21 protein-coding genes are annotated in these 24,217 nt (G+C 34.4%); 13 read left to right on the top strand and 8 right to left on the bottom strand.

Annotation, left to right across the window (positions count from 1 at the left end):
- Positions 1 to 7: 7 nt before the first annotated feature.
- The gene (locus ACUXZJ_RS08455) at positions 8 to 1,399 is read right to left on the bottom strand and encodes an RtcB family protein (RefSeq protein WP_063744120.1); all 1,392 of its coding nucleotides are present in this window, start codon (positions 1,397 to 1,399) and stop codon (positions 8 to 10) included.
- Complete coding sequence (locus tag ACUXZJ_RS08450; protein WP_063744121.1) at positions 1,389 to 2,141, bottom strand: hypothetical protein; 753 nt, start codon at positions 2,139 to 2,141, stop codon at positions 1,389 to 1,391. The genes ACUXZJ_RS08455 and ACUXZJ_RS08450 overlap by 11 nt, the downstream gene beginning before the upstream one ends.
- Positions 2,142 to 2,748: 607 nt before the next feature.
- Here ACUXZJ_RS08450 and ACUXZJ_RS08445 point away from each other — a divergent pair.
- On the top strand, positions 2,749 to 4,200 hold the full coding sequence (locus ACUXZJ_RS08445; protein WP_063744122.1) for an amino acid permease: 1,452 nt from the start codon (positions 2,749 to 2,751) through the stop codon (positions 4,198 to 4,200).
- A gap of 133 nt (positions 4,201 to 4,333) precedes the next feature.
- Here ACUXZJ_RS08445 and ACUXZJ_RS08440 read toward each other — a convergent pair whose 3' ends face one another.
- Both ACUXZJ_RS08440 and ACUXZJ_RS08435 read right to left on the bottom strand, forming a co-directional pair.
- Positions 4,334 to 4,891, bottom strand: a complete 558-nt coding sequence (locus tag ACUXZJ_RS08440) for a hypothetical protein (RefSeq protein ID WP_060381724.1) — start codon at positions 4,889 to 4,891, stop codon at positions 4,334 to 4,336.
- 257 nt (positions 4,892 to 5,148) lie between these two features.
- Positions 5,149 to 6,660: a S8 family peptidase gene (locus ACUXZJ_RS08435; protein ID WP_060381723.1), complete on the bottom strand. Its 1,512-nt coding sequence runs from the start codon at positions 6,658 to 6,660 to the stop codon at positions 5,149 to 5,151.
- A gap of 119 nt (positions 6,661 to 6,779) precedes the next feature.
- Between ACUXZJ_RS08435 and smpB the strand changes: the two genes are divergently transcribed.
- Positions 6,780 to 7,235 carry an SsrA-binding protein SmpB gene (smpB, locus tag ACUXZJ_RS08430; RefSeq protein WP_060381722.1) on the top strand — a complete coding sequence of 152 codons (456 nt, stop codon included), beginning with the start codon at positions 6,780 to 6,782 and terminating at the stop codon, positions 7,233 to 7,235.
- Positions 7,236 to 7,244: 9 nt separating this feature from the next.
- Here smpB and ACUXZJ_RS08425 read toward each other — a convergent pair whose 3' ends face one another.
- Positions 7,245 to 7,886 (bottom strand): protein-L-isoaspartate(D-aspartate) O-methyltransferase, encoded by a 642-nt coding sequence (locus ACUXZJ_RS08425; RefSeq protein ID WP_060381721.1) that lies wholly within the window; start codon positions 7,884 to 7,886, stop codon positions 7,245 to 7,247.
- Between the two features lie 120 nt (positions 7,887 to 8,006).
- On the opposite strand from ACUXZJ_RS08425, the gene nadA reads away from it, so the two are divergent.
- The 11 genes from nadA to miaA all read left to right on the top strand — a co-directional run bounded on the left by nadA (position 8,007) and on the right by miaA (position 19,652).
- A complete protein-coding gene (nadA, locus tag ACUXZJ_RS08420) occupies positions 8,007 to 8,999 on the top strand; it encodes a quinolinate synthase NadA (RefSeq protein ID WP_060381720.1) in 993 nt (330 codons plus the stop codon).
- A complete protein-coding gene (gene nadB / locus ACUXZJ_RS08415) occupies positions 8,999 to 10,573 on the top strand; it encodes an L-aspartate oxidase (protein ID WP_081248785.1) in 1,575 nt (524 codons plus the stop codon). The genes nadA and nadB overlap by 1 nt, the downstream gene beginning before the upstream one ends.
- Before the next feature lie 49 nt (positions 10,574 to 10,622).
- The gene (locus ACUXZJ_RS08410; RefSeq protein ID WP_063744123.1) at positions 10,623 to 11,588 is read left to right on the top strand and encodes a Gfo/Idh/MocA family protein; all 966 of its coding nucleotides are present in this window, start codon (positions 10,623 to 10,625) and stop codon (positions 11,586 to 11,588) included.
- Positions 11,589 to 11,616: 28 nt separating this feature from the next.
- Complete coding sequence (locus ACUXZJ_RS08405; RefSeq protein WP_063744124.1) at positions 11,617 to 12,618, top strand: PDDEXK nuclease domain-containing protein; 1,002 nt, start codon at positions 11,617 to 11,619, stop codon at positions 12,616 to 12,618.
- Between the two features lie 51 nt (positions 12,619 to 12,669).
- On the top strand, positions 12,670 to 13,560 hold the full coding sequence (locus ACUXZJ_RS08400) for a 3-hydroxyacyl-CoA dehydrogenase family protein (protein ID WP_063744125.1): 891 nt from the start codon (positions 12,670 to 12,672) through the stop codon (positions 13,558 to 13,560).
- Between the two features lie 73 nt (positions 13,561 to 13,633).
- Positions 13,634 to 14,860, top strand: coding sequence for a DUF1015 domain-containing protein (locus ACUXZJ_RS08395; RefSeq protein ID WP_063744126.1), 1,227 nt, complete (start codon positions 13,634 to 13,636; stop codon positions 14,858 to 14,860).
- Positions 14,861 to 14,873: 13 nt separating this feature from the next.
- On the top strand, positions 14,874 to 15,926 hold the full coding sequence (locus ACUXZJ_RS08390; protein WP_063744127.1) for an acyltransferase family protein: 1,053 nt from the start codon (positions 14,874 to 14,876) through the stop codon (positions 15,924 to 15,926).
- A gap of 1 nt (position 15,927) precedes the next feature.
- Positions 15,928 to 16,590, top strand: a complete 663-nt coding sequence (locus tag ACUXZJ_RS08385) for a YggS family pyridoxal phosphate-dependent enzyme (protein ID WP_063744128.1) — start codon at positions 15,928 to 15,930, stop codon at positions 16,588 to 16,590.
- A 98-nt stretch (positions 16,591 to 16,688) separates the two neighbouring features.
- Complete coding sequence (locus ACUXZJ_RS08380; protein WP_063744207.1) at positions 16,689 to 18,050, top strand: exonuclease domain-containing protein; 1,362 nt, start codon at positions 16,689 to 16,691, stop codon at positions 18,048 to 18,050.
- Positions 18,051 to 18,093: 43 nt separating this feature from the next.
- Positions 18,094 to 18,723 (top strand): CatB-related O-acetyltransferase, encoded by a 630-nt coding sequence (locus tag ACUXZJ_RS08375; RefSeq protein ID WP_063744129.1) that lies wholly within the window; start codon positions 18,094 to 18,096, stop codon positions 18,721 to 18,723.
- On the top strand, positions 18,723 to 19,652 hold the full coding sequence (gene miaA, locus ACUXZJ_RS08370; protein WP_063744130.1) for a tRNA (adenosine(37)-N6)-dimethylallyltransferase MiaA: 930 nt from the start codon (positions 18,723 to 18,725) through the stop codon (positions 19,650 to 19,652). The genes ACUXZJ_RS08375 and miaA overlap by 1 nt, the downstream gene beginning before the upstream one ends.
- A gap of 15 nt (positions 19,653 to 19,667) precedes the next feature.
- Here the strand turns inward: miaA and ACUXZJ_RS08365 are convergent, their stop codons facing one another.
- The 3 genes from ACUXZJ_RS08365 to ACUXZJ_RS08355 all read right to left on the bottom strand — a co-directional run bounded on the left by ACUXZJ_RS08365 (position 19,668) and on the right by ACUXZJ_RS08355 (position 24,036).
- The gene (locus ACUXZJ_RS08365) at positions 19,668 to 22,370 is read right to left on the bottom strand and encodes a DNA gyrase/topoisomerase IV subunit A (protein ID WP_446196284.1); all 2,703 of its coding nucleotides are present in this window, start codon (positions 22,368 to 22,370) and stop codon (positions 19,668 to 19,670) included.
- 111 nt (positions 22,371 to 22,481) lie between these two features.
- On the bottom strand, positions 22,482 to 23,603 hold the full coding sequence (locus ACUXZJ_RS08360) for a PDDEXK nuclease domain-containing protein (RefSeq protein ID WP_446194684.1): 1,122 nt from the start codon (positions 23,601 to 23,603) through the stop codon (positions 22,482 to 22,484).
- A 52-nt stretch (positions 23,604 to 23,655) separates the two neighbouring features.
- Entirely contained in the window at positions 23,656 to 24,036 is a 381-nt protein-coding gene (locus ACUXZJ_RS08355) for a GxxExxY protein (protein WP_060381709.1), read from the bottom strand.
- Positions 24,037 to 24,217: the final 181 nt, after the last annotated feature.

Genomic DNA, 24,217 nt, shown 5'->3' with positions numbered 1-24,217 from the left:
GTACATCTTATTTATCCATTCGCACAAATTTTGGGGTGAATGTTCCCAATACTTCTACTAATTCTTCTTGAAGCGCCATTACTTTATGAATGTCTTTATACGCCATAGGTGCTTCATCGATACTACCACCAATCAAATCGACTTCCTTGTCTTTTAAAACTTTTTTGATATCGCTTTGCGTGAACTTGGCTTTACACTTGGCTCTAGAATGCAATCGTCCTGCACCGTGCGAAGCAGAATTCAGGCTACTTTCATTTCCTTTGCCTCGTACAATAAAACCAGGTGCTGTCATCGAACCCGGAATAATTCCTAGTTCGCCCTTGGCAGCAGGTGTTGCGCCTTTGCGATGTACAATACATTCTTGTCCGTTTACCATTTCTTTCCAAGCAAAATTGTGATGGTTTTCGATGGTTACTAACACTCGTTTCCCGATGGCTTTCGCAATTCGTCTGTGAATATCTTCGTGACACGCCTTAGCATATTCGCCCGCTAAATTCATTGCCATCCAGTATTCTTGTCCGTCGTGTGTGTTCATATCTAACCAAGCCAAATGCTGTACATTTTTAGGTAACGGACATTGTTTAGTAGCCAAATAAGTATAATGTTTTGCAATATTGGCCCCCAAACCTCTGGAACCACTGTGCGATAAAACCGCTACATATTCACCTACGTCTAGTTTCCATTCGTTCATAGGGGTATCGATTTTTACGATTCCTATTTCGACAAAATGGTTTCCTCCACCCGAAGTACCCAATTGCTTGTATGCTTTATCTAACAATTGTTTTACCAAAGGAATATTTGAAAAAGCAGGATGAGAAAACACTTCGTGATCGGATTTGATTTTGTGTGTTTCGTACATTCCAAACTTGGTGTTATCCAACAGTATTTTTCGCCATTGATGTTCTTTTCCTTTGAGATACGAAGCGGGTAAATCGAATATAGACAAGCTCATTCGGCAACCTATATCTACTCCCACCCCATACGGTATCACTGCATTATCTGTGGCTAACACACCGCCTATAGGCAATCCGTAACCAGAATGTGCATCTGGCATTAAGGCTCCTTGTACAGCAACAGGTAATTTCAAAGCATCATACAATTGAAACTTGGCTTGCTCTTCGATTTCGTTTTCACCAAAAATCGAAAATGGCGCTCGTGTGTTTCGTAATTCATTGAACTTTACTTGTACTGGATTCACTAATCCTTCGGCTACTTTGCCCCAAGTTCCGTGATTTTTGAACTTTTCAGGGTATAGTAAAACCTCTTTGGCTTCGTTAAGAATACTTTCTTTTTTTTCTCTTTTGCGATATCTATTAATTTGCCCTAAAGCAATATTGATGGCATTATTTTTTGGAAAACCTATTTTAATAAGGTCTTTTCCTGATAATTTATTTCCCATAATTGTTTTCTTTACTTTCGTCAAGATATTCTTGATATATCTGGACGATGGACTTTGCTTTTAGAGGGTTTTGTATATCCTTTACCTCTAAATCCCACTTAAAACTCCTACCATAAACTAATTTATTTTGAAGGTATCTGAGTTGATTTCTTTCGATGTAATTTCTTATTCTACTAATATCTCTTTCTAATTCTACATCTAGTGCTTTGGTATGGGTAATCATATACGGTCGTACTCGCAGTACAAAGCGCCATTTTTCCTTAAACTCATAATAAGTACAGTAGCACTTTTTGTGTATATCCCATTCTTCTACAGCTTCAAAATATTCTTTCTCTTTTGGTGTTAGTTTAAAATTTGGATGTGTCCATTCTGTTTCACTAAATCTTTTTAATTTTTGTTCGATAGGAACATCAATTCTGCGTCGGAATTTTCGTTTTCTTTTGGTGAATCGCTTATTTTCAGACCATAATTGGTTATTAATTTTCTCAAGCAATTCGGTAAAAAATCCCAATGTATCTACTCGTTGTACGTCGTCACGCACTACAAAAAAACGCACCCAACCTTTTTGATATGGTTTCTCGAGTGGTACTAAAGGCAAGTTTCTTTTTTGATGCCACAAATCCATTTCCAAATGGTGTAAAGCAATCAATTGTTTTTCTTTTGCCTTTTTAGACAAACGCTTTCTTCTTCGTTTCGATTTTAAACGAGCTCCCAACGCATAATCGTTGGCACTACAATCCATTACATTGTTGTAACTGTTAAGTGATTAATTTTAAAATTTTCTTAAATACAATGTGAACTAAGTCATTACAGACTTTTGCGCGTCGCTGTCGGGAAAATTTTGTGAGGTATCTAGAATGTACAAAAAAACCCGAAACTAATTGTCTTCGGGTTTTCTCATATAGTGAAGTTATTTTTCTAACTTAAAGTAAAACCACGAAGAAGCGTTACACCAGCTCCTGCTGATCCGTAACGGTAATTTGCTAAATTGAATACAAACATTTTTTCTTCGTTTTTAATTGTTACTAATTTTCTGACGCAAATTTTGTAATTATTTTTTTTAATTTCCAAATGATTTTTAAAATTTTTATTCAGTCTAAAGAAGTCTATACCATTGTATTGATTTTTTTGATCTTGTTCATACCATCATTTTAGTAAAAAAAATTACGTTGCGGTGTATTTACAAACTTATTATCAACTAATGAGCGAGACGTATGAAAAACACTAACCTATAGCACTTTACCCCAGAATATTCTTCAGTTGATTTCTAAAGCACTAAAAATTAGTTGGCTTACCTTTGCCCCGTTTTTAAAAAAGCCAGTCCAAAGGACTGTTATAAATATACTTTTATGCTAAAAAAATCTATAGAAGCCTTACAGAGAGAGGCTGCCACAACGGGAACCCATAGTTTGAAAAGAAGCTTGGGTGGTTTCAATTTAATCATGATTGGAATAGGTGTTATTATTGGTGCTGGTCTATTTTCTTTAACTGGAATTGCCGCAGCTAACAATACAGGTCCGGCAGTTATCCTATCCTTTATTGTTGCCGCGGTAGGTTGTGCTTTTAGTGCTTTATGTTATGCAGAATTTGCTTCGATGGTACCTGTTTCTGGTAGTGCTTATACTTACGCTTATGCTACCATAGGAGAGTTATTTGCTTGGATAATTGGTTGGGATTTGATCTTAGAATATTCTGTAGGCGCAGCTACAGTAGGTATTAGTTGGTCTCAATATTTGGTCAAATTTTTAGAGAAATTTGGGATATACCTCCCGCCCCAATTAATTATGTCACCATTTGAAACTGCTACAGGACAAAATGGAGAAATTGTTCGCGGTTTTATTAACCTTCCAGCCGTATTAATCATTGCATTAATTACAGCTGTTATTATCAGAGGAACAAAAGGATCTGCGATATTTAACGCTATTGTTGTAACCCTTAAAGTAGGTGTCGTATTGTTATTTATAGGCTTAGGTTGGCAATATATAAATCCAGCAAACTACAGTCCTTTTATCCCTGCTAACACAGGAACTTTTGGAGAATTTGGTGTTTCTGGAATACTTCGTGGTGCAGGAGTTGTTTTCTTTGTTTTTATAGGCTTTGATATCGTGGCTACGATGGCACAAGAAACTAAAAACCCACAAAAAAATATGCCAATTGGGATTTTAGGGTCATTAATTGTATGTACGCTTTTATTCATTGCTTTTGGTTATGTAATGACTGGATTAGCCCACTATACAGAATTTAAAAATAGTGCTGCACCTGTGGCTATTGCCATTGCAAAAACGCCTTATATATGGTTAGCTACTGCCGTAATTATGGCTATTCTAATTGGGTATACTTCTGTTATTTTAGTCGACTTATTAGGACAATCACGCGTATTTTATGCCATGAGTAATGATGGTTTGTTGCCTAAGGTGTTTTCGCAATTGCACCCTAAGTTTCATACTCCTTATAAATCAAACATCTTGTTATGTGTATTCATTAGTTTGTTTGCTGGATTAGTTCCCATTCATGTGGTGGGTGAAATGACTAGTATAGGTACTTTATTGGCTTTTGTAATGGTATGTGTAGGTATTTTAATCTTACGAAAAAAAGAACCTAATTTACCTAGACCATTTAAGACGCCGTTAGTTCCTCTTGTGCCTATTTTAGGTATAGCTACTTGTTTGTTAATGATGTTTTCTTTACCTCTAGGTACTTGGATTAGGCTCTTTGCATGGCTGGCAATAGGCATATTAATTTATTTCTTTTACGGCAAGAAAAACAGTAAGCTACGAAACGATAAAACATCAAGCAATTAATTTTCTGCTTTCTAAAACATAACAAAAGGTTCGTTTTTTATACTCCTTTATTAGGATAAAAAACGAGCCTTTTCAATTTTAATGAGAAAATATATATTTGATTTTACCTGATGATTTTGACCTTAGGTAACTATCATATTTTTTCTAATTCCATTACAGCTTCTAGAAATTGTATTCCTTTTACTTCTTCAAAAAAATCGATTTCGGTTTCGTGAGGTAAAAAATCTGAGATAATTCGAATGATAAAATCCTGCGGCTTTTTTAAATACATAAAAGTGTAATCCTCCATATTTACCACTGTTTGAACGGCTAGATTAGTCGTTCTAACAAATTTATCTGAAGTTAGTGAATGCAAACACGGTAAATTTGTTTGAGGATTGACCGCTATGGGTTTTCCATTTTCAAACAATCCTCCTTCGTATCCATACAAAGAGGCATTAGTAATCTCGATAGGTTTCCCCATAGCAAGATAAGCAGGTAGTTCGCTTTCTTTTCCTACAACTGCTGCAAAGCCCATTAATACACAAAGATCATGGGCTGGTAAATTCATTAGGGTCTTTGCGGTACTCTCTCTTCCTATTCCAGAAACAACAATGTGATAAGAATGTGTTAAGTTAGAGAATTGCGATAATGCCGTTTCTACTTTCTCCTTTTCAATCTCCATAGGAGTGAGTATAATAATTTTTGCCATTTTCTTACAATAAAAATAGAACTTGCGAAGTTACTGTTTTTACTTTTAGGAGAACCAATTTTATTAAAACTTATACAAACAAAGAGGGTGTCTGAAAAGTCAAAACACAACGTCTAGTCTGTCACTTTTTCTATCGCCGAAGTGACGTTATCAGCGTTATGTGATTTGCTCCACCTGCTCACTTCATTCGAGCCTCCCTTTGGTCGAAACGAAAGATTGCTCCCTTTTCGGACAACCTCTTTGATAAGTACTATTTATTATTGAACTGCTTTTAAAGCATCTGGCATACCGTAACCAAATTCAGGATGTTTCTTTCCATAAAATTCGGAAGATTGGCGTAACTTATTTAAAACCTGATCCCTCGTCCAAGTAGGATTTTTAGCCCATATTAAGGTTGCTATACCAGCCGTTGTTGCTGTAGCTACAGAGGAGCCTCCTACATAATCACTTTGTCCTTCATAATAACTATTTACGGGTATTTTATTTCCTGTATTGTTTCTTTGCATCATAATAGCAAATTCAACTTTATTTCCTGTATGACAAATATCACATGCTTCATAACCATTTGCCTCTCTTAAACCAGTAACAGCAACGGTTTCAGGCATCCATGCTGGAAAAATAACTCCAACTGATGAGGTAAAATTAGTAGAGGTTCCAGCTGCACAAAAAATTAATTTTCCTTTACTATAAGCATATTTAATACCGTCTTCAATTTTACTAGAAGAAATAATATTCCCCATTGACATAGATATAACACGAACAGATGGATTATTTCCTAGATCCGTAAAGGCTTTTTTAACACCTTCTAATTCTTGATAACCATCTAGCACAACATTTGAAGCAGCTCTATAGGTAATTAAGTTACAGTTATATGCCACTCCAACGGGTTGTCCTTTATCGTTTCTAGGAGAGGCTGCCACAGAGGACATACTTGTACCATGACCACATTTATCGTTTGCTCCATCATATCCTGTGGACCAAGGCCAAATAGAATCTACATAAACGCCATATTTTTGAATTGTTCTTCCTGAAGAATCTCCATTATTGAAATTTGCATTAAGTAATGAATTAACAGTAGAAGCTCCTGTATCTACAATAGCTAACGTAATTCCTCTACCTGTAGAGTATCCCCATGCAGAAGGTATATTGTGATTATAAAATGCCCAAGGAACTTTGGCATTAGGTGTAATTGTTGTAAAATCTCCTGAACTAATTGTTTCGCTCTCTAGTCCACATCCAGACGAAGATGAAGAATCTTTACTTGTAGGATCTGATCCTGGTTCTATTTTAAAATCTCCTGGTTCAACATAACGTACATATCCCAATCTTTTTAGAGCTATGATGGTTTCTTGCTTTTCAATATAAACATCTACAAGATTAAGATAAGGATCTTCTTTTAGTAATATTTTCCCTATTTCTTTTTCTTCATACTTGGCTATAATTTTGAGTAATTGATTTTGTAATTCTGCTTGGTTTACTGTTTTTTTTCTATCAAATTCATTTTTATTGTTCCCAAAACCTATGGTACAGATTTTATTTCCATTTTGAATTGCACTCCAAACTTCATGTGCTGTAGCCATATTCCAGTTAAACTGTTCGCCTGTTTTTACACGAAAAAGAACCTTATCATTTATTTCTTTATTTGACAAAGGTTCTTTTTGATTTTGAGCGATTACAACACTCTCTTCTTTAGAAGAAGAATCATCATTAACACAAGAAGTAAAAGATATTACAGATAAAAAATAAATTTTAATTAACTTTTTTTTCATTTTCAGTATTTTTTTTTGGTTTGAATTACGAATATAATAATTTAAAAATTAAAAAAAATAATTACTCATACTTATAAATTCATTTTAATACATAATAATTTTTATAAATTTGCAGTCCTATGCAAAAAACAATCAACATACTAAATAAAAGAGCTAAGTTTGATTACGAAATAATTGATAAATACACGGCTGGAATCGTATTAACTGGCACTGAAATAAAATCTATTCGATTAGGAAAAGCTTCAATTGCTGAAAGCTTTTGTGAGTTTAATGAAAGTGAATTATTTGTCATTAACTCTACTATAGAAGAATATGCTTTTGGAACACATTATAACCATAGAGCTAAAAGTGAACGAAAACTTCTTTTAAACAAAAAAGAATTAAAAGGACTTTTAAAGGACGTTCAAAACAAAGGTTTAACCATTATCCCTTTGCGCTTGTTTACAAACGAAAAAGGACTTGCAAAATTAGACATTGCTTTATGTAGAGGTAAGAAAAATTATGACAAACGAGAAACTATAAAAGATCGTGACAACAAGCGTGATTTAGATAGAATTAAAAAAGCCTATAAGTAATTTATAGGCTTAGTTTTTATCTTCTAGCAGTGGTACAAATCGAAAATCGCCAAACTCATGTTTTTCAAACTGGGTTTCATTTTTACGAATTAACATGGTCATGATCTGAACATTTTCTCCTACTGGTATAATTAGTCGCCCTCCTATTTTTAACTGTGCCATCAAGGGTTGTGGAATAAAAGGAGCACCTGCCGTAACAATAATCCCATCAAATGGTGCAAAATTAGGCAAACCCTTATAACCATCTCCAAAGGTCAGATGCTTGGGTAGTATACCTAGCTTAGGCAATAACAAGGAAGTAGTTCTATACAATTCATTTTGTCTTTCTACGGAATAGACTTTAGCTCCCATGGCACACAAAACAGCAGTTTGATAACCACTTCCTGTACCTATTTCTAATATTTTATCATGTTTTTTAACCTGCAAAAGCTCGGATTGAAAAGCCACCGTGTATGGTTGCGAAATCGTTTGACCTGCTCCAATAGGAAAAGCCTTATCTTGATAAGCAAAATCTTCAAAACCAGAGTTTAAAAACAGGTGCCTTGGAATTTTCCTAATAGCCTCTAATACATTTCGATCCGTAATTCCTTTTTGCTCTAAAAGGCTTACTAACTGATTTCTAAGTCCTTGATGTTTGGGTAAATCTCTCATAATTCTCGGGTAAAATTAAGACAAAAATCACATTTAACAAAACCTCTTTTTCTAATTAAACTAACAATTATCATATTTTAATTTTGATCTACTCCCTAGTTTTGTCCAAACTTTTTAGGTATGAACGATTTAGAAATTGCCAGAAAAAATTTAATTAAAAATGGTTATTTAAAGCTAGAGAAACAAAATATTAATTACATTGAAGAAATTAATACATTACGTAAAGAAAAAAATGCTATCATCTTAGCTCACTACTACCAACGTCCTGAAATTCAAGATATTGCCGATTTTGTAGGTGACAGCCTCTCATTAGCTCAGCAAGCTGCGCAAACAACAGCCGATCTAATTGTTTTTGCAGGGGTTCACTTCATGGCAGAAACAGCTAAAATTTTAAATCCTACAAAAAAAGTGGTTTTACCCGATTTAAAAGCTGGTTGTTCCCTAGCCGATTCTTGTCCTACTCCTGATTTTGAATCGTTTGTAAAACAACACCCTAATCATGTTGTAGTTTCCTATGTAAACACTTCGGCAAGTATTAAAGCTTTAACAGATATTGTATGTACCTCATCAAATGCCGAAAAAATAATTAACGCCATTCCGCTTGACAAACCTATACTATTTGCCCCCGATAAAAATTTAGGAGCTTATTTAATAAAAAAAACAGGACGTGATATGCTCCTTTGGGATGGAGCTTGCTTAGTACACGAAGCTTTTTCTATTGACAAAATCCTAGAATTATATAAAGAAAATCCCAATGCCGAAATTATTGCACATCCTGAATCTCAAGCTCATATTTTAAAAGTAGCAAAATATATTGGTTCTACTGCTGGTTTATTAAATTATGTAAAAACATCTAATGCCAATACATTTATCGTGGCTACCGAAGTAGGTATTCTTCATAAAATGAAACAAGAAGTTCCTAACAAAAATTTTATTGCCGCTCCTGTTAATGAAGCTAATTGTAATTGTAGCGAATGTGCTTTTATGAAACTAAACACCCTAGAAAAACTCTACTTATGTATGAAACATGAATTACCAAACATAGAAATAGAAGAAAACTTACAAAAAAAAGCCATAAAATCAATTAATGCCATGTTAGAAATTTCTAAATAATGAGTATCTTTAAAACCGACTTTTTAATTTTAGGCTCAGGAGTAGCTGGTCTCTCAACAGCTATTAAGCTAGCAAAAGCTTTACCTAATAAAAAAATAACTATAGCTACCAAAGATACTAAAGAAGAATCAAACACTAAATATGCACAAGGCGGCATAGCAGCTGTTTGGGACCAAGAAGATACTTTTGAAAGTCATATAGAAGATACTTTAAAAGCAGGCGATTACGAAAACGATTTAAATACTGTAAAACTTGTAATAGAAAACGCCCCTAATCGCTTACAGGAACTAATACAGTGGGGAGCCGAATTTGATTTGAATAGAAATAATCAATATGATTTAGGTAAAGAAGGAGGCCATTCTGTAAATAGAATTTTACATCATAAGGACATAACAGGATATGAAATTCAAACAACATTATTAAAACAAATAGATAACTTACCAAATATTGAATTTCTTTCCCATCATTTTGCCATCGAATTAATTACCGAACATCATTTTACAAATATAAAAATTGAAGTAGGACAAGAAAACATTCACTGCTATGGTGCCTATATTTTAAACGAAAAAACAAGTAGTATTAACACCTATTTAGCTTATAAAACCATTTTAGCAACAGGAGGATCAGGACAAACTTATGCCACGACTACAAATCCCATCATTGCAACAGGCGACGGAATAGGTATGGCCTTTAGGGCCAAAGCCGTTATTGAGGACATGCAATACATACAATTTCACCCTACAGCATTGTATGAACCAGGCAAAAGCCCTGCTTTCTTAATATCTGAAGCCGTAAGAGGCTTTGGGGCTTATTTGCGCAATCAATCTAACGAACGCTTTATGCTTCGGTATGATCAAAGAGCCGAACTAGCTTCTCGAGATATTGTATCACGTGCTATTAACATGGAAATCAACATCTCTGGAAACGAATGTGTATACCTAGACTGTACTCATTTAGATCAGCAAAACTTCTATAATCATTTCCCTAATATTGTTAAAAAATGCCAAAATATAGGCATAGATGTTTCTAAAAATTATATACCAGTACTACCCGCTATGCACTATATGTGTGGTGGCGTAAAGGTAAATAAGCTAGGACACACCTCTATCCATAATCTATATGCTAATGGCGAAGTAGCAAACACAGGGCTTCATGGGGCAAATAGACTCGCCTCTAACTCACTTTTAGAGGCCTTAGTTTTTGGCCATATTATAGCAAAAGATATAATAACAAATCACAACCATTTAAAAACGCATTTACCCGAAATACCTCAATGGAACTCTGAGGGAACAGTAGCTCCAAAAGAACTAATACTTATTTCACATAACAAAAAGTCAGTTCAAAATATTATGAACGATCTAGTAGGTATTGTACGTTCAAATCAGCGTTTAGAAAGAGCATTAGATCACTTGCATTACTTATACGAAGACACTGAAAAATTATTTAAAAAAGTAACCCTTTCGCCTCAGATATGTGAACTACGAAACATTAATGCCACCGCTTATTTAATTGTAAAACATTCGCTAGAAAGTCGTAAAAATAAAGGTGCTTTTTACAACTTAGATTTACATTGATTTTTGAATAAATCGAATAAATGATTTACATTTGTTCAAATTCTTAATTATGCTTAAAGTAGGCGTTTTAGGTGCTGGTCACCTTGGAAAAATACATTTGCGATTACTTAATCAATCTGAAAAATACGAATTAATAGGTTTCTTCGACCCTTTTGAAGATAATGCGACCAAAGTAGCGCAAGAATTTGGTTATAAAAAATTTGATTCTATTACCGAATTAATTAATGCTGTTGACGTGGTGGACATCGTAACCCCTACGCTACAACATTTTGAATGTGCTCAACAAGCAATCGAAGCGGGTAAACATATTTTTATAGAAAAACCTATAGCGACCACGGTTGAAGAAGCGGAAGCCATCATTGCTTTGGCTAAAAAACACAACGTAAAAGGACAAGTAGGACACGTAGAGCGTTTTAATCCAGCTTTTATGGCGGTTAAAGACAAAATCAGCAACCCGATGTTTATAGAAACCCATCGCTTGGCTGAATTTAACCCCCGTGGTACAGATGTTCCTGTGGTTTTAGACTTGATGATTCACGATATAGATGCGATTTTAAGCGTTGTAAAATCAAAAGTAAAGTCGATTAATGCTAGTAGTGTGGCGGTTATTTCTGACTCTCCTGATATTACGAATGCTCGTATCGAATTTGAAAATGGTTGTGTGGCCAATATTACTTCAAGTCGTATTTCGATGAAAAACATGCGCAAATCGCGTTTTTTCCAAAAAGATGCCTATATCTCGGTGGATTATTTAGACAAAGTGTGCGAAGTAGTTCGTATGAAAGATGCGCCTGAAACACCTGGTGATTTTGACATGATACTTCAAAATGCTGAAGGAGTTAAAAAACAAATTTATTTTGACAACCCTGATGTACATTTGAACAACGCTATCCTAGACGAATTAGAGTCTTTTGCCGATGCGATTAATCAAGATGCGACACCTGTGGTTACACTGGAAGATGGCACGGAAGCCTTACGTGTGGCGTATCAGATTATTGAGTGTATTGAAAAGTAATTACTTTATACTTTTTTAAAAAATAAAAATGCTCTCCAATCCAACGATAATAAGCGATATTAAATCTTTAATATCAAATGCGCGAACCTCAGCCATAAAGGCTGTAGATTATCAGCGCACCTTATTATATTGGCATATAGGCGAGCGGATTTTCAACGAAGAACAACAAGGAAAAGATAGAGCTGATTACGGAGAGTATTTGATAAAATATCTTTCGGAACAATTACAACCTGAGTTTGGAAGTGGGTTTTCATATCGAAACCTCTATTGGTATAGACAATTTTATAGAACTTTTCCAATTGTGAACTCACTGCGTACACAATTGAGTTGGACGCATTATCGAACGCTAATTCGCATTGACAATGAAGACAAAAGAGAATATTACATAGCCGAAACTGCTAAAAACAATTGGTCCGTACGACAAATGGAACGTCAAATCAATAGCCAATTGTACGAACGACTACTTCTAAGTAATGACAAAGAAAGTGTATTGGCCGTAGCTCGCAATGAAGTGCTTCCTACCCATCCTAATGAAATTATCAAAGACCCTATGGTACTAGAGTTTTTAGGATTAAAAAGAGAAAGTGCTTATTATGAGAAAGATTTAGAACAAGCTATTATTACACATCTTCAAGATTTTTTATTGGAATTAGGCAACGGTTTTTCATTTGTGGCGCGACAAAAGAGAATTCATTTAGAAGGCGATGATTTCTTTGTGGATTTAGTCTTCTACAATCGCATATTACAGAGTTTTGTTATCTTCGAAATCAAAACACACAAGCTCACTCACGAAGACTTAGGACAACTGCAAATGTATGTCAACTATTTTGACCGAGTAGAAAAATTACCTCATGAAAAACCAACAATTGGTGTACTTTTGTGTGCCGATAAAAACAATGCCGTCGTAAAATTTTCTTTGCCCGAAGAAAACAAAACAATACTTGCTAGTCAATATGAGTTGATTTTACCTTCGGAAGAGCAGTTGTTAAATGAAATAAAAAAAGAATTCAATAATAAACCAAACCATTAATCCCTACTCACCCCTAGTAGGAATCCGCCATGGCGGGATTAGGGGCTAACTATGAAACACATTGCAGTTATAGGTGCGGGTACTATGGGCAACGGAATTGCTCATACTTTTGCACAAAGCGGATTTACCGTAAAATTGATTGACATTTCTGAAAAATCGTTAGAAAAAGGGATGGCAACTATTGCTAACAACCTAGACCGTATGGTGGCTAAAGGTTCTATTACAGAAGAAGATAAACATAAAACAATATGCAACATTATCACGTACACAGACATTAAAGACGGTGTGGTAGGTTGCGATTTAGTTGTAGAAGCTGCTACCGAAAATGTGCAATTAAAATTCAACATTTTCAAACAATTAAGCGAAGTTTGCGACCATAACACCATTTTAGCAACAAATACTTCTTCTATTTCTATTACACAAATTGCTGCCAACGTAGTACATCCAGAACGTGTGATAGGTATGCACTTTATGAATCCTGTGCCTATCATGAAATTAGTTGAAATTATTCGTGGTTACAACACTTCTGACGAAGTAACTAAAATCATCATGGATTTATCGGTTAAATTAGGTAAAACACCTACCGAAGTAAACGATTACCCTGGATTTGTGGCAAATCGTATCTTAATGCCAATGATTAACGAAGCTATCGAAACTTTATACAATGGTGTAGGTGGTGTGTATGAAATTGACACGGTTATGAAATTAGGTATGGCACACCCAATGGGCCCCTTACAATTAGCCGATTTTATTGGTCTTGATGTATGTTTGTCCATCTTAAACGTAATGTACGATGGTTTCAAAAACCCGAAATATGCTCCATGTCCTTTATTAGTTAATATGGTTATGGCAGGTAAATTAGGTGTGAAATCTGGGGAAGGTTTCTACGATTACTCAGAAAGTAAAAAAGCAGAGAAAGTTTCATCTCAATTTAGTAAATAGCAAAAAGTAATTAGTGAATAGTAGTAGCAAAACGAGCTAATTACTATTCACTTTTCACGAATCACTCAAAAAAATGAGCAAAATTATCCCTTTTAAAGCAGTTCGCCCCACGCATGATAAAGTAGCGTTAGTGACGTGTAGAACCTATGATGAATATTCCGCAGCAGAATTAGCTGCTTGGTTGGATTTTAATCCTTATTCGTTTTTGCATGTTATTCATCCTGCTTACACGCATTCGCAAAAAATTACGGCGGACAAACGTTTTAGAGGAGTTACTCATAAATACAACGATTTCAAAAAAGAAAACATCCTATTTCAGGAAGAAAAACCAATGTTTTACTTATACGAAATCCAAACCAAAACAAATACTTTTACTGGTATCGTAGCTGGAACTTCCATTGAGGATTATCAAAATAATCACATCAAAAAACACGAAGACACCCTACAATACCGCGTGGAATTGTTCAAAGATTATTTACATCAAACGGGATTTAATACTGAACCCGTGTTGATTACTTATCCAGACAGTACTGAAATCAACACTTTTATTGCGATTCATAAAAAGAACAGACCTATTTATGAATTTGCTACGCCTAACAAGGAAAAACACACGCTTTGGAAAATCGATACGGAAACAGAAATCAATCTTTTGATAGAACATTTCGAATCGATTCCTAATTTATACATTGCAGACGGACACCATCGCTCAGCATCGGCGGAAATGCTATACGAGCAAGACAAAACAACTGGCAATCCGAATTTGAATTATTTTATGAGTTTTTTAATTGCGGAAAGCAATGTCAAAATTTATGAATTTAACCGTGTAATTCATGACCTCAATGGACATACTAAGGAAGAATTCATCAAGCTTTTGGCAGAAAATTTCATCATTAAAGACAAAAAAAGTGAACTCTACCAACCCAAACGCAAATATGAATTTGGGATGTATTTAGACGGTCGTTTTTATGCTTTAGAATACAAGAAAAATGACAACAATAGTACGAATAATCAAATTTTAAAAAACCTAGATGCGCAAATTTTGTACGACTATGTGCTCCAACCTATTTTAGGCATTGGCGACCTTCGCAACGACGAACGCATTGATTATATTCCTGGCAAACAAGCTATATTGCACATGAAGGAATTGATAGACGAAGGCACTTTTGAAGTAGGTTTTATGTTGTACCCATCGGACATTCATGAAATTAAGTTACTAGCTGATAATAACCTGATTATGCCTCCTAAATCAACCTATATTGAACCGAAGTTTAGAAGTGGGTTGTTGGTGTATGAATTGTAACTATGCATAAAAAATGAATCGTTTACCAAATTTAACATCTCTTCGCTTTTTTTTAGCATCATTTGTAGTTTTATTCCATCTTCCGGAATACTGCATCAACAGAAACTTTCCTCATTTCAATAATCTCCCATTGTTTTTTAGAGGAACAGAAGCTGTTTATGCATTTTTCTCATTAAGTGGTTTTTTAATAATTAGAAATTTATTCTTAGAAAAAAGTATTAACAAAATCAATCTAAAAAAATTTTATTTAAGAAGAGTTTTAAGAATTTTTCCACTTTATTACATTGTTTTTTTTATAGGTCTTTTATTTTATCATTTAATTGCACCTAAATTCGGTTATATTCCAAATTCTGGTTATAGCTTAGGCATTGGATTATCATTAGGCTTAACACTCTTCCCTAATATTTTAGCAACTTATAAACCAGGAGGAATCATTGAAATACTTTGGTCTATAGGAATAGAAGAACAGTTTTATTTATTTATCGCACCAATTGTCTACTATTTAAAGGCAAAAAACATCTTCATTTTTCTAATATTGTTTACCATATTTTATTTTTATTTGGCACACTTCAGTATGATTAACACAATATTATTAAAATATGGAATGTATTTTTATTTCTTTTCATTCAGTGGCATAATAGCCTATTTGTCAATTAAGAAAAAAAACAATATAGGACGCACCACTTCTTTAATTTCATTTTTCATAACTATACTCATTTTTTTTACAGATATTTTTAAAAATAATTTGAATGAAAACCTCTACAATTTAATTTGCATGTTTAATTTTTCAATCACAATTTATTTTTTATCTATAAGACCCATCAAATTACTAGAAATTAACATATTAAAAAAACTTGGTGAAATTTCGTATGGTATCTATATGTATCATCCAATTGTTTTTCAACTTATTGGTTTTATTTTTATAAAAACTCAAATATCACATTATGCACCAGAAGCAGTTTCCATATTAATTTTTTATACTTCTGTTTTTATCTTAACGATACTTATTTCATATTTATCATTTCACTTTTTTGAAAAGAAATTTTTAAAACTCAAGACTTATTAAAATGTCAATCCAACAAAATCTCAACAACATAAAATCCTCTTTACCATCACAAGTTACCTTGGTTGCAGTTTCAAAGACCAAACCAGTAAGTGACTTAATGGAAGCTTACCAAGCTGGGCATCGCATTTTTGGTGAAAACAAAATCCAAGAAATGACAGAAAAATGGGAGCAAATGCCAAAAGATATCCAATGGCACATGATAGGTCATGTACAGACTAACAAGGTAAAATATATGGCGCCTTTCGTGAGTTTGATTCATGGTGTAGATAGCTTAAAATTATTGCAAGAAATCAACAAACAAGCACAAAAAAACAACCGTGTAATTGATTGTTTGTTACAAATTTATATCGCTGAGGAAGAAACAAAATTTGGTTTAAATGAAACGGAACTAGAAGAAATTCTTCACTTAGTGCAAAATGAACATTCGTTACAAAACATTAGAATTATTGGTTTGATGGGAATGGCATCCTTTTCTGAGGACCAAAACCAAATAAAAAAAGAATTTTTAGAGTTAAAATCTTTGTTTGATAAACACAAAACTGTAAAAACTAAAAATTGTCATCTGCAAACTCTTTCTATGGGAATGAGTGGTGATTATCAGCTGGCTATCGATTGCGGGAGTACTATGGTTCGCATTGGAAGTAGTATTTTTGGGGTTAGATAAAAAAAGCCCCCTAGCCCCAAAAGGGGGAACGAAATAGATTATGTATATTTGTCACGAATTATTAACTTATAAATATTCCCCCTTTGGGGGTTAGGGGCTTGTACTGCATACTCGACATAGAAACCACGGGCGGTCAATACAACGAAGAGGGTATTACCGAAATTGCCATCTATAAATTTGATGGGCATGAGGTCGTAGACCAATTTATCAGCTTGGTTAATCCCGAAATTCCGATTCAACCCTTTGTGGTTAAACTTACGGGCATCAACAACGCCATGTTGCGCAGTGCTCCTAAATTTTACGAAATCGCCAAACGTATTATAGAAATCACCGAGGGTTGTATTATTGTGGCTCACAATGCATCCTTTGATTATCGAGTGATAAAAACAGAATTCCGAAGATTGGGATTTGATTTTCAAAAACAAACGCTTTGCACCGTAGAATTATCTAAAAAATTACTTCCTGATTTGCCCTCGTATAGTTTAGGTAAGTTGGTTCGTAGTTTAGGCATTCCTGTAGCCGACAGGCATCGTGCGAGTGGTGATGCTATGGCTACTGTACGCTTATTCAAACTTCTTTTAGCTAAAGATATTGAAAAAGATATTGTCAGAAGTTTTGTAAAAACCGAAATCAAATCGGGGATGGCGCCTAAATTATTGGATATTGTAGAGGCTTTACCCTCTAAAACGGGTATTTACTATATTCATAATGAAAAAGGCGACTTGATTTATATAGGTAAAAGTAAAAATATCAAAAAAAGGGTCAACCAACATTTTACCGGCACTTCTAAAAAAAGCAAGAAAATACAAAAAGAAGTCTATGCTGTTACTTTTGAAGAAACAGGCAGTGAATTGATTGCACTTTTAAAAGAAAGCGAGGAAATTAAGATAAATAAACCCATTTATAACAGAGCGCAACGCAAAACCATTTTCCCTTGGGCGCTGTATGCAGAAAAGGACACTCAAGGCTATCTAGCCTTGAAAGTGTTGAAAGCTGATGGTCGCAAAAAGGAAATCACTTCTTTCAGCAGTCAACTGGAAGGCAAAAATGCCTTGTTCCAAATTACAGAAAAATACCAATTGTGTCAGAAAATTAACGGCTTATACGATACAAAAAAAAGCTGTTTTCAGTATGACATTAAACAATGTTTTGGTGCTTGTATCCAAAAAGAAGCACCTGATGCTTACAACTTGCGTGTGAATGAATTCATCAGCAACCATCAATTCCATAATAATACTATGGTGATTGTTGATAAAGGTCGAACGTTAGAAGAAAGAAGTGCGGTGGTCATTGAAAACGGAATTTACAAAGGCTATTGTTTTTACGATTTAAACCATCAAATCAATACCTTACAAATATTAAAAAACATCCTTGTTCCGATGCAAAACACTCGTGACAGTCGTAATATTATTCAGCATTATATCAATAAAAATAAGATGTTGAAGCTTGTAAAATATTAACATTAAGTTCGGTTTACTGTAAACTAAAAACTAAATTCAAAACATGTTCAATATTCCAGATAAAAACAATCCCTTTCCATTAAACGGATATAACAAACTTTGTTTTTTAAAAAATATCATTCAAAATCCAAATATCATAGTGGGCGATTATACTTATTATGATGATTTTGAAGATGTTGAAAATTTTAAAAAGAACGTCAAATATCATTTTGATTTTACAGGGGATAAATTAATCATTGGTAAATTTTGCATGATTGCATCAGGAGTTAAATTCATTATGAATGGAGCAAATCATCTCACGGAAGCCATTTCGGCTTATCCGTTTGCTATTTTTGGACAGGATTGGCAAGACGCTATGGAAGGTAAATCGTATCCTACAAAAGGCGACACCCTAATAGGTAACGATGTTTGGATAGGTCATAATGCCACGATTATGGCTGGCGTAACTATAGGCGATGGCGCCATTATTGCGACCAACGCCACGGTTACTAAAGACGTAGCGCCCTACACTATTGTAGGTGGTAATCCCGCGCAAGTAATCCGCAAACGCTTCTCTGATGAGGTTATTGAGCTTTTATTAGAAAAGCAATGGTGGCATTGGGATATTGAAAAAATCACCCAAAATGTACAACTTCTTACGAGTAACGATTTTGATAAATTAAAAACAATCTAATGGCACAAAATTATTTGATTACCATTATAGGTCCCACAGCTATTGGCAAAACAGCTTTGGCTATTCAACTAGCTAATCATTTTGGTTGCGAGATTATTTCTTGTGATAGCCGTCAGTTTTTTAAGGAAATGTGTATCGGAACGGCTGTGCCTTCACAGGAAGAATTAGCACAAGCACCACATCATTTTATTCAAAACAAATCCATTTTTGAAAGTTACTCAGTTGGTGATTATGAAGTTGAAGCCTTAGCAAGGCTGGAGGAGTTATTCCAAAAAAATAACATTCAAGTGCTTGTGGGGGGTAGTGGTCTGTATGTAGATGCCGTGTTAAAAGGGTTTGATGAATTTCCTGACATTGATGCTTCGGTACGTGAAACCATTAACAGCAAATATGATGAATTAGGCATCTCCTATCTTCAAGATAATTTAAAAAAATTAGACCCTGATTATTATCAAAAAATAGCGAGCGAAAATCCACAAACGCTTCAAAACCCACAACGTATGAAACGTTTTGTAGAAGTTTGTATAGGGTCAGGGCAACCTTACTCCAGTTTTTTAGGCAAACGCAAAAATCCACGCAACTTCACGCCTATAATTATAGATTTAGAAGCAGACCGTACGTTGATGTATGAACGCATTAACCTTAGAGTTGACTTGATGATGCAACAAGGCTTGTTGGAAGAAGTTAAAACTCTTTTAGCACACAAAGAACTTAACGCCTTACAAACTGTAGGCTATCGCGAATTATTTGATTATTTTGAAGGAAAAGTTTCTTTAGAAGACGCCATTGACCAAATTAAAATGAATACGCGTCGTTTTGCCAAACGCCAAATGACTTGGTTCAAACGTACTGAAAATGCGCTATGGTTTGATTTTAAAACCGCATTAGTTGAAGTTATTAAAAGTATTGAAACAAAAATGGGAAGCTAAAACTTCCCATTTCTTTTAGTCCAAACTCAAAGTAATCTGACCATCATCTTCTAAAGTGATGTTGTAATCTGTTAAATCGGTTCCTTCACCATTTTCGTTATCTTGACGCACTATTTCTGTGGGATGCACTTCAATAGGCTCTTCATACGGCAATGGTTCAAGCATACTAATCTGTTTGATTTTGTCAGCTGTTAATTGATTTCCGAGAGCTTTTATTCCTTTTACAGCAATAAATTGTTCCAAATCAACTGTCATATTTTCTTTTTGAACGCCTCCTTTTTTAGCAAAAACAATTTCTGCCACTGGACGCCAATCGGTTGAAACAATTTCTAACTGTGATTTTTCATGTTCAGAAATAAACAATTCTTCTTTGTTCTCGTTTTCCATTAAGAAACGTTTTACAAAATAACGTTCCTTTTCACCGTCATAATAAATAGCTGAAATAGGCTTTTTAGGATGCCATTTTTCTAATGCTATCATATCATCCTCAAAATGGGTAGTCAACTCAGGAACTACCGTTTTTATTTTACCCGATTGATGGATAATTAGCAAACGGTCACTAGGTTTGAACTCTCCTAGCAACTCTCCTCTTCCATCTACATTCAAACGTTGCACTGTGTCGTCAAACCATACCTTACGCGGGCGCAACGTAGAAATACCTCTTTCTTTTAACTCAATTTTCTTAATCGGATATTTAGCCACCGTGTTTCCTTTTGAAGCACGTCCTTTAATCATAATTTCAGCAAAATCAACGTCCCATTTCAGTTTCTTCACGCTACCCACTTGGCGCAACAAAATCGTAACCGTTTCTGCTTCTCCATTAGGATTGGCTGAAAAATATAAAACTTGTGAACCTGTTTTTTCTTGGGTTAAATCATATTCCTTGTCACGAGTTACCCCCGAAACATTAAAACGCTTGATAAACGATGGTCCTGATTTCCCATCGCGGTAAATCATGTTATAGATGGTACGCTTATCATTTTTATCAAAAACAGCAATATGAATAATATCTTTACCAATGAATTTTTTCTCGTCTACTTTGGTAATAATCATTTTACCATTTCGCAAGAAACAAATTACATCGTCAATATCGGAACAATCCGCTACGTATTCGTCTTTCTTTAAACCAGTACCTATAAAGCCTTCTTCTCGGTTTACATAGAGTTTTGTATTACGTAAAACTACTTTTGTAGCCTCAATATTCTCAAAATTTCTGATTTCAGTTTTACGCTCACGTCCTTTACCATATTTCTCTTTCAATCGGGCAAAGAAATCTATCGCAAACTGAGTCAAATGCTCTAAATGATGCTTGACTTGTGCAATTTCATCTTCTAATTTCGCAATCAATTCATCTGCTTTAGCCGAGTCGAAACGAGTGATACGAATCATCGGAATTTGGGTTAACTTTTGTAAATCCTCATCGACTATATCACGCAATAATAGATTTTTGAAAGGTTCAAAACGCTCGTACATATAGGTATATAACGAATCTTTATCACTATACAACTTAAAGTCAATGTACATTTCTTCACGTATGAATATTTTTTCTAAGGTTGAAAAATGCCATTTGGTTTCCAACTCTGCTAATTGCACTTCTAGCTCTTGACGTAACAAATCGACAGTACGATGCGTGGACATTCTAAGCATATCAGAAACCCCAATAAACAAAGGTTTGTTGTCCTCAATAATACAGCCCAATGGAGAAATAGAAGTTTCACATGCCGTAAAAGCATACAACGCATCGATTGTTTTATCTGGAGAAACACCTGGTGGCAAATGAATCAATATTTCAACTTCCGCTGCCGTATTGTCTTCAATTTTCTTGATTTTAATCTTCCCTTTATCATTCGCTTTCAAGATACTATCAATCAAGGAAGTTGTATTAGTAGAAAAAGGAATTTGTGTAATTACCAACGTTTGCTTATCCAATTGCGAAACCTTTGCACGCACGCGTACGCGACCGCCTCGCAATCCATCGTTATAGTTGGACACATCAGCAATACCAGCCGTTGGAAAATCAGGATAAAGTGTGAATGCTTTTCCCTTTAATATTTTAATTGAAGCGTCAATTAACTCGTTGAAATTATGGGGTAAAATCTTAGTAGATAAACCTACAGCAATCCCTTCCCCACCCTGTGCTAATAGCAATGGGAATTTCACGGGCAAGTTAATGGGTTCTGCACGACGACCATCATACGACAATCCCCATTCGGTTATTTTAGGAGAATATAAAACCTCTAGAGCAAATTTACTCAAGCGTGCCTCGATATAACGGGATGCCGCAGCACCATCTCCCGTTAGTATATTCCCCCAGTTTCCTTGGGTATCTATCAATAAGTCTTTTTGACCAATTTGCACCATGGCATCACCAATACTGGCATCACCGTGTGGGTGGTATTGCATGGTATGTCCTACTACATTGGCCACTTTATTATAACGCCCGTCGTCCAACTCTTTCATGGAGTGCATGATACGACGCTGCACGGGTTTGAATCCATCCTCAATGGCAGGTACTGCACGCTCCAAGATTACATAAGAAGCATAATCTAGGAACCAATCCTTGTACATTCCAGTAACCTTGGTAATCGTAGCTTCTGGATTTTCGTCTTGTTCGTAAAAATGTTCCCCTTCAAAATGTCCTTCCGCTGTAGGATTTTCTTCGGCTTGGTTTTCGTTTTGTGGGGTTAAATCTTCTATATTTTCGTTTTCTTCTTGCATAATCATATTTTTGTTACACGAAGTTTCTCAAAGTACTTCACAATGTTTCACAAAGTTTTTTAAACTTCTTTGACTTTGTGCTAAACTTAGGGTGACTTTGTGTAACCATTCTTACGAAATTATCTTTTTAAATTCTTCTACTGTTGGCAACACTGTTTTGTATTTGCTAGCGAATATTTGGTCATTTTCTTCTGGCAATGAATATTCTACTAACAAATCGCTTTTATTTTGACATAAAATTATTCCAATGGTTTTGTTTTCGTCTTCCAAACGCATTTCTCTATCGTAATAATTGACATACATTTGCATTTGGCCTAAATCTTGATGTTTGAGTTCGCCAATTTTCAAATCAATTAACACAAAACATTTTAAAACTCGGTTATAAAAAAACAAGTCAATATAAAAATGTTTTTCATCAAATGAAATTCTTTTTTGACGCGCCACAAAGGTAAATCCATGCCCTAATTCCATCAAAAAGGCTTCTAATTTGTCTATGATTTCAGTTTCTAGTTCTTCTTCCGAATACTGTGCTTTTTCAGCTAATCCTAAAAACTCTAATATATACGGATCTTTTATTAAATCTTTTGGTTTTTCGATAATTTGACCTTCCAAGGCAAGTTTTAAAACTTCTTCTTTATCTCTGCTTAATGATAATCTTCCAAATAATGCCGAATTGTATTGACGTTTTAATTCACGAACACTCCAATTGTGTTTGATAGATTCTATTTCATAGAAATTGCGTTCTAGTTTATCTTCTATGCTAATTAAAAAAACATAATGTGTCCAAGTCAATCTAAATTCCGTAGTCAGTGATTGCGTCTTTTTATCAATACCAAAAATCTGAGATAGAGCCTCATATTTTGAACTTTCAGATTTCCGCATCAGTGATGCGGAAATTTCAATATTAGAAATCCGAGTCAGTGACGCGGAATTTGAATATACAATATAAAACTTCCTAAATCGTTCTAAATTATCAACTGAAAAACCTTTTCCAAACTCTGTAGTTAACCTATCTGATAATAATTTGAGTAGCTGTTTTCCATATTCAGCCCTATTTTCTCCTTTTTGTTCTTCTTCAACTATTTTACGACCAATTTCATAATTAGTCATAACCAAAGTTTGATTAACGGTACGAAGTAACTGCTGTTGTGAACTTTTAACAATAGTAATCACCTCCTGAAAGAAATTGTTTTCAGGGTTGAGGGATGTTTTATTGTTTAATTGTTTGTACATTAATGAGTTTCACTAAGTCTCACAAAGTTTAGCACAAAGCTTCACTATGTTATTAAATAACTAATCTTTTTATTCCGTCTTTTAATGATCTTTTATAAAAGTTTAAAAGTAATCCCAATCTACAATCTGCTAGTCGCATATAAGTCAAACATTGTGCAGTATGTTCGATTGTAAATTCTTCAACTACTTTTAACTCGATAATAACTTTATCATTTACTATTATATCTACTCTATATCCGCAATCAAATTTGATATCTTCATAAACTACTGGAAATCCTTTTTCTTGTTTAACATTTAATCCACATTTTTCTAATTCATAAGCTAAACACTCTCTATATACTTTTTCCAATAATCCTGAGCCTAATTTTGTATGAACTTTATAAGCACAGTCTAAAATTATTTTACTGATATCGTTTTCTTCTTGCATATTCATTTTTTTTGTTTCACAATGTTTTTCAAAGTACTTCACAATGTTTCACAAAGTTTTTTAATTTCATTGACTTTGTGCTTAACTTAGTGTGACTCAGTGTGACCTTTTCTCAATAAATAGTAATAACACTAAATTTCTCAAAGTTAAACCTAAAAAACTTCTTTGACTTCGTGCCAAACTTTGT

It is taken from the genome of Flavobacterium sp. TN-1 (assembly GCF_052828645.1).
The sequence above is the reverse complement of the archived record's forward strand: the minus strand, read 5'-3'. Positions and strand labels throughout refer to the sequence as shown.